The sequence below is a fragment of the Ochrobactrum sp. PL_is501 genome (assembly GCF_055816895.1).
The window spans coordinates 185,052-196,572 of sequence record NZ_JBVPGR010000037.1 but is presented as its reverse complement, the minus strand read 5'-3'; the positions used below and the strand labels follow the sequence as shown (position 1 = coordinate 196,572).

At 55.7% G+C, this 11,521-nt stretch carries 11 protein-coding genes; 5 read left to right on the top strand and 6 right to left on the bottom strand.

Annotated features, from left to right (window positions below; genetic code table 11):
* Positions 1–79: 79 nt before the first annotated feature.
* Positions 80–1,066 (top strand): bile acid:sodium symporter family protein, encoded by a 987-nt coding sequence (locus AC0TOF_RS16840; RefSeq protein WP_473769140.1) that lies wholly within the window; start codon positions 80–82, stop codon positions 1,064–1,066.
* A gap of 22 nt (positions 1,067–1,088) precedes the next feature.
* Here AC0TOF_RS16840 and AC0TOF_RS16835 read toward each other — a convergent pair whose 3' ends face one another.
* Positions 1,089–1,889 (bottom strand): transporter family protein, encoded by an 801-nt coding sequence (locus tag AC0TOF_RS16835; protein WP_473769080.1) that lies wholly within the window; start codon positions 1,887–1,889, stop codon positions 1,089–1,091.
* A gap of 328 nt (positions 1,890–2,217) precedes the next feature.
* Between AC0TOF_RS16835 and AC0TOF_RS16830 the strand changes: the two genes are divergently transcribed.
* From AC0TOF_RS16830 to AC0TOF_RS16815, 4 genes are all read left to right on the top strand, one after another.
* Positions 2,218–3,048 (top strand): methyltransferase, encoded by an 831-nt coding sequence (locus AC0TOF_RS16830; RefSeq protein ID WP_473769079.1) that lies wholly within the window; start codon positions 2,218–2,220, stop codon positions 3,046–3,048.
* A gap of 454 nt (positions 3,049–3,502) precedes the next feature.
* The gene (locus tag AC0TOF_RS16825; RefSeq protein ID WP_473769078.1) at positions 3,503–4,993 is read left to right on the top strand and encodes an acetyl-CoA hydrolase/transferase family protein; all 1,491 of its coding nucleotides are present in this window, start codon (positions 3,503–3,505) and stop codon (positions 4,991–4,993) included.
* A gap of 234 nt (positions 4,994–5,227) precedes the next feature.
* Entirely contained in the window at positions 5,228–5,389 is a 162-nt protein-coding gene (locus tag AC0TOF_RS16820) for a Thivi_2564 family membrane protein (protein ID WP_006470469.1), read from the top strand.
* A gap of 359 nt (positions 5,390–5,748) precedes the next feature.
* Positions 5,749–6,540 (top strand): GGDEF domain-containing protein, encoded by a 792-nt coding sequence (locus AC0TOF_RS16815; RefSeq protein WP_122001725.1) that lies wholly within the window; start codon positions 5,749–5,751, stop codon positions 6,538–6,540.
* A gap of 9 nt (positions 6,541–6,549) precedes the next feature.
* Here the strand turns inward: AC0TOF_RS16815 and AC0TOF_RS16810 are convergent, their stop codons facing one another.
* The 5 genes from AC0TOF_RS16810 to AC0TOF_RS16790 all read right to left on the bottom strand — a co-directional run bounded on the left by AC0TOF_RS16810 (position 6,550) and on the right by AC0TOF_RS16790 (position 11,287).
* Positions 6,550–7,071 carry a GNAT family N-acetyltransferase gene (locus AC0TOF_RS16810; protein ID WP_473769077.1) on the bottom strand — a complete coding sequence of 174 codons (522 nt, stop codon included), beginning with the start codon at positions 7,069–7,071 and terminating at the stop codon, positions 6,550–6,552.
* Between the two features lie 2 nt (positions 7,072–7,073).
* Positions 7,074–7,928, bottom strand: coding sequence for a 3-mercaptopyruvate sulfurtransferase (gene sseA, locus AC0TOF_RS16805; RefSeq protein WP_473769076.1), 855 nt, complete (start codon positions 7,926–7,928; stop codon positions 7,074–7,076).
* A 20-nt stretch (positions 7,929–7,948) separates the two neighbouring features.
* On the bottom strand, positions 7,949–8,692 hold the full coding sequence (locus tag AC0TOF_RS16800; RefSeq protein ID WP_122001723.1) for an alanyl-tRNA editing protein: 744 nt from the start codon (positions 8,690–8,692) through the stop codon (positions 7,949–7,951).
* Between the two features lie 2 nt (positions 8,693–8,694).
* A complete protein-coding gene (locus AC0TOF_RS16795) occupies positions 8,695–9,723 on the bottom strand; it encodes a cysteine synthase A (RefSeq protein WP_473769075.1) in 1,029 nt (342 codons plus the stop codon).
* Positions 9,724–9,895: 172 nt separating this feature from the next.
* A complete protein-coding gene (locus AC0TOF_RS16790) occupies positions 9,896–11,287 on the bottom strand; it encodes a DEAD/DEAH box helicase (protein WP_473769074.1) in 1,392 nt (463 codons plus the stop codon).
* Positions 11,288–11,521 lie beyond the last annotated feature (234 nt).

Sequence of the window (11,521 nt, the reverse complement as noted above, 5' to 3'; positions counted from 1 at the left end):
GTTTCTCACTTTTGCTGGAAATGCCCTTAGAATGAAGCGGTCGTCGCATTTCGCGATGCCGGCAAGATTGGACGATATGATGCGTTTCCTGCCTGACAAATTCACCAGCATGCTGATCGTGACCATTCTGCTCGCGTCGGTGCTGCCCGTGCGCGGTGATTTTGCAGACTGGTTTGCGCTGGCGACGAAATTCGCTGTCGGGCTGCTTTTCTTTCTGCATGGCGCACGGCTCTCCCGCGAGGCCGTGATTGCGGGCATAACCCACTGGAGACTGCATCTGGCGGTGCTTTCGTCGACATTTATCCTGTTTCCGATCCTTGGCCTGGCGGCGGGATGGACCATCCCGGGTTTGTCGCAGTCGGCTTTCTATACAGGTCTCCTCTATCTTTGCGTTCTGCCTTCGACCGTCCAGTCGTCCATCGCCTTCACCTCGATAGCGGGAGGCAATGTTTCGGCGGCCATCGTATCCGCCTCGGCCTCGAACATTTTCGGTATGTTTCTCACCCCGTTGCTGGTGGGCCTCTTGTTCGCAGTCAATGGCGGTGGCGGAATATCGGTCGATGCGCTGGAATCCATCCTGCTCCAATTGCTGGCGCCATTCGTGCTCGGCCAGATTTTACAGCCATGGATTGGCAGTTTCATGCGTCGTCACGGCAAGGCGCTCGGTTTCGTTGATCGCGGCTCGATTCTGATGGTCGTTTATCTGGCTTTTAGCGAGGCGGTCGTGGAAGGTCTTTGGCGCACTGTTTCCTGGGATGACCTCGGCATGATGGTCGGCGTCAATATCGTTCTGCTGGTCGCCGTGCTGCTTGCCACCTGGTACGGCAGCAAGTGGCTTGGCTTCAACCGTCCGGACCGCATCACCATCATGTTCTGCGGTTCGAAAAAAAGCCTCGCCAGCGGTGCCCCGATGGCAAGCGCGATTTTCGCCGGTGCGAATGTCGGCAGCATCGTTCTGCCCCTGATGCTCTTTCACCAGATCCAGCTTATGGCCTGTGCAGTGATTGCCCGAAAACTCGCTGACCATAAAGGCCATGACGAGCGCGTCACAGCGGCGGCGGAGTAGGGGGCTCCAACCGCGCCTTGCGTTATTTTTCGGGAAACAGGAACGTGGTTACGAAGCGAGCTCCCCATTTGGGGCCGTTCGACGGTGCCTCTGCGTAATATCGCGCTGATACGCCAATGCTGACCCGTTGTTCGCCAAACTTGAAGACCTTCGATATGCCCGCATTAATCGGTACGGTCCATTGTTCCGAATTCCAGTCATAGGTCATTTCCGACGAGAAATTTAGCGCAGTCGTATCGGGAAACGTATAGGTAAGAAACGGCTGGACAAAGCTCTGGCTAACGGTATCGCGGTCACTGTGCCCAGCATAGGACCATATATGGTTCGCCAATGCACCGTAGGTCCAACTGCCATGTTGTTTAAGCACGACACCGGTAGGGCCAGCGCCCCATTTGCCAGTGCCAAGTTCGCTATTGGTAGCAGTTGGCCACAGAAATACCGGGCCGACGCCCCAGGTTACGCCGTCTACAGTCTGGGCAGGCGAAAAGAAGAAGCTTTGCGTAGTGTCGCTCAGTCCGAAACGATCGTCGAAGCCAGCCGCCGGAGCCTGTTGGTAAACGATCGGAACAATCGTGCGGACAATAAGGTTCCAATCCTCGTTCAGTGAAAATGGCACGACTGGCTGAAGGTTGAGTGTGTATCGGTAGGCGTCTTTGGGGCCAAAACAACAGTCGTAGTTGCTCTGCAACGGAACACTGATAAGGCTGGAGATGGGATTCGCAAGTTTTTTGGCCAATTCCTGATCGTCATCGGCATGCGCATGCACAATGCCAGCCATCATTGCCATCAAAAAGAATAATGGTTTCAAAGTTGAACTGTACATTGGCGCCTCATTAGGGGTGTATAATATACTTATTCAAGCAGCAGAATATCGTCTTTAGGCTACCATCCATTTTGTATTTTTCATTGAATACTTTTGTTATTCACAACTATAATAGTAATATTAGTATAATCTTTTTTAAGGCCTGAATAAAACATGCCTCCGTCACGGTGCTTGCGGGAACAAGAGGATCGGCGTAGGAGAACGGGCAGGGGCCCTGCTCCCGTGATGCGGGTTTCTGGTCCTCATATCGAAATATGTTCTAACGAGATTTGCGCGGTTTGCGCTGTCCTTGCACATTTGCAGTGCAAGACGGGAAAGGCAGGTATCAATGGCTGAGGACGATAGCCGGGCTTTTGATCAGGAAGCGCTTGCAGAAGCCTATAACCGGGCGCTCGCACTGGAAAAGGCTGGTGATTTCGATGCCGCTGCCAGAGCATATGAAGATGTGTTGCGCATCGATCCCGAGGACCATGGTGGTGCTGCCGTGCGGCTTGCGAGCATGGGACGCGGCGCTGTGCCGCTAAAGGCGCCGGACGCCTATGTCTCCACGCTTTTCGATCAGCACGCCGAAATGTTCGATACGATCCTTGTCGACCAGCTAGGCTATGACGTTCCGCTGCAGCTGCGCGAAATGCTCCTTGAAATGAATGAAGAGTTTTTCGCAGAGCGCATGCTTGATCTCGGCTGCGGCACAGGTCTGTCCGCCGACGCGCTCGATGACATGGCCGGACATAAAACCGGTGTCGACATATCTGAAAACATGATCGAAGTTGCCTACGAGAAAGGCGACTATCAGGCATTGTTCGTCGGCGAAGCCGTGCGTTTTCTCGAAACCACAAGCGAACCGCGTTGGGACCTTATCGTCGCCACCGATGTCCTGCCTTACATGGGCGAACTCGACAAATTTTTCGCGGGCGTTGCCGCGCATTTGTTACCGGGCGGACATTTCGGCTTTTCCAGCGAGACGCTGGACGATGCGCGCCTTGCCGGGCGTGCATTCATGGTGGGAGACTATCAACGTTTCGCCCATGCCCAATCCTATGTGCGAGCGATGCTCGACAACCACGAAATGGATTGTGTGCGTTGTGAAGATATTGTCGTTCGCAGTGAACAGGGAGCGCCAGTTCCTGGACATCTCTATATCGCGCAGCGCCGTTGATATTCATGCTGATGGCAAATGCTTCAGCGAGTGTCGCATTTTCTAACGCAAAACCGTTTCACTGTTTTGCTGGAACGCGCCAGTCACCATCATACAGCACCTACACGTTAGTTCCATAATCTATCTTATGCGACCTTCGTGTGTTGCTCTGACAGGATGGGATACGCTTGCGCCCTTTACGGTCAAACCGATATGCGTCGCCGTTCCAACTCGTTGATTTCAATCATTTCGAAGAATCGCATCGCGTGGGAAACAGATTCCGTATCACGGTAATCTGTGTTGGCATCTAAGACCAAAGCATGCATGTACTGTCGATCCATATGGGCTATTACCCTGCGGCGCCATTTTTCGAGAGCGGGAACGCAATGGCATTCCGTTTTCGAAATAGCGAGTACCATTTCCGGATCACCTCCCCAGAAAAACGGTCCGGATGGGAAGGAAGGTAGATTTACAGATGTTGGAAGCACGTATTCGAAACACATCGCTTCGGAACAAGATCATTACCGCAGAACAGGCTGCGGGCCTGATTCAAGACGGCATGATAGTCGGCATGAGCGGTTTCACGCGCGCTGGCGACGCCAAGGCCGTTCCGGTCGCCATGGCCGCACGCGCTGCGAAAGATCCGTTCAAGATCACGCTGATTACCGGCGCCTCGCTTGGCCACGATGTCGACAAGCTGCTCACGGAAGCGCATGTTCTCGCACGGCGCATGCCGTTCCAGGTAGACAGAACCCTGCGTGCCGCCATCAATCGCGGCGAAGTGATGTTCATCGACCAGCATCTTTCCGAAACCGTCGAGCAATTACGCTCGAACCAGATCGGCCCGATCGATTATGCCGTCGTCGAAGCGCTTGCCATCACCGAGAGTGGCGGGATCATTCCCACTACATCAATCGGCAATTCGGCGAGCTTTGCCATTCTGGCCGACAAGGTCATCGTGGAGGTGAATCTCAACCAGCCTATGGCGCTTGAAGGGCTGCACGACATCTATATTCCTACGAAGCGCCCTTCCCGCGATCCTATCCCGGTCACGGCATGCGACAGCCGCGTTGGCCTGCCCTACATTCCGATCCCACCGGAAAAAATCGCGGGCATAGTCATCACGAAGGAAAATGACAGCGCATCAACCGTGGAACCGGCTGACAGTGAAACGATTGCCATCGCTGGCCATCTCATCGAGTTTCTGATGCAGGAAGTAGCTGCCGGGCGTCTCGACCTGACGCTGAACCCGCTTCAGGCCGGTATAGGCACAATCGCCAATGCGGTATTGAACGGTTTTGCCGACAGCCCGTTCCATAATCTGCGCATGTATAGCGAAGTGCTGCAGGACAGTACCTTTGATCTCTTCGATGCCGGAAAACTGGACTTTGCATCGGGATCGTCCATCACGCTCAGCCCCGCCTGCGGAGAGCGTGTTTTCAACAATATCGACCGTTACCGCGACAAACTCATTCTGCGTCCGCAGGAGATCAGCAATCACCCGGAAGTCATCCGCCGCCTAGGCATCATCGGCATCAATACGGCGCTGGAACTCGATATTTATGGTAATGTGAACTCCACGCATGTCGATGGCACCCACATGATGAATGGGATCGGCGGTTCAGGCGACTTTGCCCGCAACGCCTTTATTTCCATCTTCGTGACCAAATCCGAAGCCAAAAATGGCGCCATATCGTCTGTCGTGCCGATGGTGACCCATGTCGATCATACCGAACATGACGTGGATATTCTTGTGACTGAACAAGGTCTTGCCGACCTGCGCGGCCTCGCCCCTCGTGAACGCGCACGGACAATCATAGATAACTGCGCGCATCCTGACTATCGCGACCAGCTCAACGATTATTTCGACCGGGCGTGCGCACGCGGTGGGCACACCCCTCACCTGATCGAAGAAGCTTTCAGCTGGCATCAGCGCCGTCGCGAAACGGGCAGTATGCGCAAATAGCGATCTGCAAGCTCCGGCGCTAAGCAGCGCGCCATTTTAAGTTCTTGCTTATAAAGCGGAACCTTCTTTTTCTTGGAACGTTAACCGGCACATTGTTTTTGGATTGGAAACGATGTGCCGGCTGCAAGAGCCCTGCTCTTCCTTCCGGCTTAAACAGGCTCAATCGGGCGGCGCGAAGGAACGGTCGTTTGATGGGCAACGCAACCCCAAGTTCCGGGAAGGATCAGACCGCCCATGTCCATCCTTATCAGCCTGCTGATAACAATTCTCGTTATCTTCCTCATACTTTATCTGATCAACATGCTGCCTTTGGATGCCAAGGTCAAACAGATCGCTCAAGTTATCGTGATCATTATCGGCATTATTTCACTTCTGAAATATCTGGCGGTCTTCTGATTAAAAGCCTTCAGCAGCTACGATCCCGGAGTTTTCGGCCCCGCGCTACTCCGGGATTTTCCGAATTGCCTTGCTAAAGGCGCTTCATACTTATATTAGCTACTGATGATTTATGTCTTGTCGGGATCGTTCTTTTAAACATAGTTGTGCTTATTTACATTTCTTCGTAATATATAAACATCATGCTACCTATGATTGTGTCATTAATGGCACTCATCAACAAAAAATTGTAGGGGCGCATGGTGATACCTTTCCCCTCTCAGGCGTTCCTTTTATAAGGCCCGCAAAATAAAGCCCATTCATGATGGGTTCAGGCGGGGTCGTTAATCATCCTCACTCAGGGTTGGGAGTTCGAGGGAATGAAGAAGTCTGCTCTTTTGAAAGCAGCACTGATAACGCTGTCTGTCGTTGCGTTTTCGCTGGCGGCGACATCGATAGTGGCCTTTTCTGCTGGTGCCACTCCCGGCCTCGTTGCGCTCGGCCTCAGCGCGGGCATTCCTGCGGCAACGGCCTTCCCTTCCCTCGCCTATATTTTCCACCAGCACGGCAAGCTGAAAGACGCCTATCTTCAGTTGGAAAAGGCCCATGTTGAACTACAGGCGCGGTCGCGGATCGACCATATGACTGGTCTTCTCAACCGCGAAGCGCTGTTTGAGGCCATGAAGATCAGCCGTTCCCGCATCGAAACGGGTACTCTGCTCGTTATCGATGCCGACCACTTCAAGGCGATCAACGATACGTTCGGCCACGGCGTTGGCGACCGTGCCCTAAAGCTGATCGCTTTCGCGCTTCAAAACGTGACGAGAAAAGGTGATCTCGTGGGGCGTATCGGTGGAGAAGAGTTTTGTGTGTTTCTACCGGGCGCGAGCGGCGAAACCGGCATGCGCGTTGCGCAGCGCATACGCGCAGAAGTGGAAAATACCCCATTTCACACGACCGAGTATCAGGTCTATCCGCTGACGATCAGTATCGGTGTCGCCTCTGCACCGAAGAACGAGACGAACTCGCAGGTGCTAAGCCGTGCTGACCGCTGCCTGTACATGGCAAAGCAACGTGGGCGCAATTGTGTGGTCTTCGATGAGGAAAGCGGGCGTCTGGCCAGCGCGTCTGTCGTTTCCATCGCGAGCGCTCGCGAAGTGGCGCGCGGATAGCGCCGCATCTCATTTCCAGGGTTCGATTTCCTCTTCGGACCATCCAACCGGCACAAACCCCATTTTCTGGTAAAGCTGCAATGCGCGCGGGCTGTCGAGCGTATTGGTGTGGATCGTCACCTTTTCCGGCCCATGCGCCCAAGCGGCTGAAATAGCCTCGCTCAAAAAGAACTTGCCCAGTCCCCGCCCCTGAAAATCATCAACGAGACCGAAATACAGGATTTCCGCGGTAGCGGGTAACGCCGACAGGTCCAGTTCGACAAATCCCGCCGGGCACCCTTCCGCATAGAGGACGTGAATTTCGGTCGTGTCCGCATGGATAGCGGCCGCAACCTCCGCGTCTGTCTGGACACGACGCATCATCCAGTGATGCTTTCGTCCCACCCGTTCATAGAGATAGCGGTAATAATGTACAGGCATATTGCCCGCACGCATCATTGCCAGCCGGATACCGGAAGGTACGGGCACCGGGACAGTCTGACGGGCAGACATTTCCAGATGGGTGATGCGGGCAACCAGTTTTTCCGACATGCTTATTCGGCTTCACCTGTCACGACAGGAGTGTCCTGCCTGCTGCCCCATTCACTCCAGGAGCCATCGTAAAGACGGTTATCCGTATGACCGAGCGATATGAGGGCCAGCGTAATGACCGCAGCCGTCACGCCCGATCCACAGCTCGTAACAACCGGCCTGGAAAGATCGATCCCCGCCTCATCGAAAATTTTGCGCAGGCTGTCCAGGTCCTTCAACTCACCGTTTTCCGACAGAGTACCGACGGGAACGTTGCGTGCGCCAGGCATATGACCGGATCGCATGCCAGCGCGCGGTTCCGCATCGCGGCCTGTGAAGCGCCCGGCGGCGCGTGCATCGGCGATCTGCGAGCCGCGTTCGTCCACAATCGTCCGCATCTGCGCAAAATCGACCACTGCGGCCTCGTTGAAGGACGGCGTGAACAAGGTGGGTGCAATCTTCGTAACTTCATCGGTCACTGGATAACCAGCCTTCTTCCAGCCATCGAAGCCACCGTCGAGAACATAGACATTCTTCACGCCCATGACACGAAACATCCACCAGACGCGTGGCGCGGAAAACATGCCCGGCCCATCGTAGACCACGACTGTTTCATCGGCCGTGATGCCCATCGCACCGACATGCTGGGCGAAAAGTTCCGGCGACGGCAGCGTGTGCGGCAAACCGGATTCCTTGTCGGCGATTTTATCCTGATCGAAGAAAACCGCGCCCGGAATATGAGCAGCGTTGTATTCGCCCTCGCCATTGCGCCCAGCCGCGGGAAGATACCAGGATGCATCGACAATCGCGATGCCCGGCTTATCGAGCCGTTCTTTCAACCAGTCGCGTGAAACGACGAAAGCGCTCTTCTCAGCCATGACAATCACTCCCATATGGCTCAAGATTCCGGCAAAGCGCCGAAACGAATGCGGAAACGGCGGTTTTCCTTGCCCTTCTTTTCGATCTTGCCGATGTGGATTTCACCCACTTCCTGCGTCTCGGAAACGTGCGTGCCGCCGCAAGGTTGCGAATCCACCGCGCCGTTTTCACCGATGAGAACAAGGCGTATACGACCAAGGCCCACCGGCGGACGCACATTCTTTGATTTCACGATATCCGGATTTGCAAGGAACTCTTCATCGCTGATCCAGCGAATGGCAACCGCGTCATTGGCGTTCACCCGCTCCATGAGCTTTTCGGTCACGAATTCCTTGGTGTAGGTCGGATCGGGAAGATCGAAATCAACGCGGCTTTCATCCTCACCGACAGCAGCGCCGGTAATCGGGAAAGGGCAGACGACGGACAGCAGGTGGCAGGCCGTATGCATGCGCATCAGCTTGTAGCGGCGCGGCCAGTCGACGTGCAGGACCAGTTTTTCGCCGACTGCAGGCGAAGCCTGCCCTTCTGCCGGAACGTGAATGATTTCGTTTTTGTTTTCGCCGGTAACGGTGGTCGCAATCTCGATGCGAGAGCCGTCAGCGCGTTCGAAAAAGCCTATATCCCCCGGCTGGCCGCCGGAGGTGGCATAGAAATTGGTTTGGTCGAGAATAATCCCGCCGCTTTCGGTAATGGCGAGCACCGTGCCCTCCGCCGTTGAAAGATAGGAATCTTCGCGGAAAAGCGCTTCGGTCTCGTATGCCATGATTATCCCTCGAACGGTATGTCTATCTCGGTTTTCTTCTCCAGCCATCCGGGCACAGGCAGGTTCTTGCCGCGCAGGAAAGCAGGATTGAACAGCTTGGACTGATAGCGATTACCATAGTCGCAAAGCACCGTTACAATTGTGTGGCCCGGCCCGAGATCTTTTGCAAGCCGGATTGCGCCTGCAATGTTGATGCCCGACGATCCGCCGAGGCAAAGCCCTTCATTTTCCACGAGATCGAACACGATATCGAGCGCCTCCGCATCGGAAAGGCGATAGGAGAAATCGGGGGTGAAACCCTCGAGATTGGCGGTGATACGCCCCTGCCCTATGCCTTCGGTAATCGAGTCGCCCTCGGCTTTCAGTTCGCCTGTCGTGTAGAAGGAATGGAGTGCGGCTCCATACGGATCGGCAAGTGCGATCTTGATATCGGCATTACGATCCTTCAGGCCGAATGCCGTGCCGACAAGCGTTCCACCCGACCCGACCGCTGCGACAAAACCATCAACCTTGCCACTGGTATCGCGCCAGATTTCCTGTGCGGTGGTTTCGACATGGGCTTGCCGATTGATCGGATTATCGAACTGGTTGGCCCACACGGCACCATTCGGCTCGCTTTTGGCGAGTTGCTCGGCCAGCCGTCCAGAGAGGCGGACATAATTGTTCGGATTGCGATAGGGCGCGGCCGGAACTTCGATCAGTTCGGCGCCAAGCAGACGCAAGGCGTCCTTCTTTTCCTGGCTCTGCGTTTCGGGAATAACGATGACGGTGCGATAGCCAAGCGCTTTCGCGACCATGGTGAGGCCAATGCCGGTATTGCCGGCCGTACCTTCAACGATGACGCCGCCGGGTTTCAGGAGGTCGCGCCTTTCCGCATCGCGAATAATGTAGAGCGCGGCTCGATCCTTCACCGACTGACCCGGGTTGAGAAACTCGGCCTTGCCGTAAATGGCGCAGCCGGTCAGTTCGGAAGCCTTTTTCAAGTGGATCAATGGCGTATTGCCGATAGCGTCGAGCACCGATTGGAACATGGCATCCGTCCTTCCTGTTTCGCAGAGGAAACTATGAGGAACAGCCCTGCCCTTCAAGCAAGCAGGGAATATTTTTCCCCGCCAATACGCAAAGCACAACCCGTTTCCGGGTCATAAATAGAAAAGCCGCCCGAAATGGGCGGCTTTTTGGAAAAATGTTTGAGAACCGGAGTTATGCCGCGCGCTGACCGCCATTGCCGTTGGCATTGCGGCGCTTGCGACGGAACGGACGCTTTGCTTTCGGAGCGGCTTCGCCAGTTGCATGACCACCTGCACGATGATCGGCTGCCTTTGGGGCTGCGCGGCGCGGCTTCGGCGGCGTCGCGCCTTTGCGATGGGTCTTCTGCGGGCGTTCGCCTGGAGCTGCCGCGCGGGGTGCCGGAGCCGGTGCGAGTTCCACCGGTGCGTCCTTGATCGGAAGCTTGCTGCGCGTCACACGCTCAACCGCCCTCAGCTTGGATTCTTCCGCCGCTGGATCATAGAGCGTGATCGAAGCGCCGCTGGCTCCATTGCGGCCAGTACGACCGATGCGATGAACGTAGGTTTCCGGCTCGTCCGGCAGATCGTAGTTCACGACATGGCTGATACCCGGCACGTCGATACCACGTGCAGCAATATCTGTTGCGATCAAAATCCGCAGCGATCCATCACGAAAACCATTCAGCGCACGCTGACGGGCATTCTGCGACTTGTTGCCGTGGATGGCGGCGACTTCGTAGCCATCGCGCTCCAGATGGCGGACAACCGCATCGGCGCCGTGCTTCGTGCGCGTAAAAACGATGACCGAACGCATGGCCTTGTCGCCCAGCAGCGCAGAAAGAAGACGACGCTTCTCCTTGGTATGCACGGGATGCACGACCTGCGTGATTTCAGCAGCCGTCGTTCCCTGCGGGGCAACTTCGACGCGGACGGGATCGCGCAGCAGGCTCCCGGCCAGCGATGCGATTTCCTTCGGCATGGTGGCCGAAAACAGTGCTGTCTGACGATCGGCATGCGTTGCCTTCGCAATGCGTTTCACATCGTTGATGAAGCCCATGTCCAGCATGCGGTCGGCTTCATCGAGGACGAGCCAGCGCGTCTGCGAAAGGTCTACCAGACCGTCACGCATCAGATCGGTGAGACGACCCGGCGTAGCGATCAGAACGTCGATGCCCGGTGCAATACGCTTGATCTGCGAAAGCTTGGAAACGCCGCCAAGAACAAGCGCCGTCGAGATATGCGCGTGTTTGGAAACATTGCGGATCGTCTGTTCGATTTGCACTGCGAGTTCACGCGTTGGGGCCAGGATCAGCGCGCGCGCGGTCTTCGGGCGGCGCTTGTCGCCGAGGCCGATGATCTTTTGCAGGATAGGCAGGCTGAAAGCCGCCGTCTTGCCGGAGCCCGTCTGGGCGATGCCGAGAATATCTCGGCCTTCAAGCTGGTGCGGGATCGCCTGCAACTGGATCGGCTTCGGTTCGGTCATGCCAGCGGCTTCGACGCCCTTGAGCAAAATGCCGGTAACGCCAAGAGCGGCAAAACCGCCCGTAATTTCTTTTGTCAATTCAATCTCTCTCAGTGGCACCATGCTGTCATGGTCCACATCCAATGCCGGTCAAGCGCAACTTGCCGAACTCTATCTCTTCAATGATAACGACGGGACGCCGGAACTTTTAATCTCCTGGCGACTTGCGCTGCCGTGCCCGAACATTTCTCGGGTCTCCCCGCTTTCGGACCATTCCGAAAAACAGAGGCGAGACGCAACAAGTCCAATGCCGGGAAAGCCGACGAACACGTCGGCCCATGCGCCTGACGCGGCATA

What these genes read in the sequence shown, in the direction of transcription:
- AC0TOF_RS16790 (WP_473769074.1), bottom strand. Translation starts at nt 11,287, where the DNA reads ATGGTGCCACTGAGAGAGATTGAATTGACAAAAGAAATTACGGGCGGT.
- AC0TOF_RS16815 (WP_122001725.1), top strand. Translation starts at nt 5,749, where the DNA reads ATGAAGAAGTCTGCTCTTTTGAAAGCAGCACTGATAACGCTGTCTGTC.
- AC0TOF_RS16830 (WP_473769079.1), top strand. Translation starts at nt 2,218, where the DNA reads ATGGCTGAGGACGATAGCCGGGCTTTTGATCAGGAAGCGCTTGCAGAA.
- AC0TOF_RS16795 (WP_473769075.1), bottom strand. Translation starts at nt 9,723, where the DNA reads ATGTTCCAATCGGTGCTCGACGCTATCGGCAATACGCCATTGATCCAC.
- AC0TOF_RS16820 (WP_006470469.1), top strand. Translation starts at nt 5,228, where the DNA reads ATGTCCATCCTTATCAGCCTGCTGATAACAATTCTCGTTATCTTCCTC.
- AC0TOF_RS16810 (WP_473769077.1), bottom strand. Translation starts at nt 7,071, where the DNA reads ATGTCGGAAAAACTGGTTGCCCGCATCACCCATCTGGAAATGTCTGCC.
- AC0TOF_RS16835 (WP_473769080.1), bottom strand. Translation starts at nt 1,889, where the DNA reads ATGTACAGTTCAACTTTGAAACCATTATTCTTTTTGATGGCAATGATG.
- AC0TOF_RS16840 (WP_473769140.1), top strand. Translation starts at nt 80, where the DNA reads ATGCGTTTCCTGCCTGACAAATTCACCAGCATGCTGATCGTGACCATT.
- AC0TOF_RS16825 (WP_473769078.1), top strand. Translation starts at nt 3,503, where the DNA reads ATGTTGGAAGCACGTATTCGAAACACATCGCTTCGGAACAAGATCATT.
- sseA (WP_473769076.1), bottom strand. Translation starts at nt 7,928, where the DNA reads ATGGCTGAGAAGAGCGCTTTCGTCGTTTCACGCGACTGGTTGAAAGAA.
- AC0TOF_RS16800 (WP_122001723.1), bottom strand. Translation starts at nt 8,692, where the DNA reads ATGGCATACGAGACCGAAGCGCTTTTCCGCGAAGATTCCTATCTTTCA.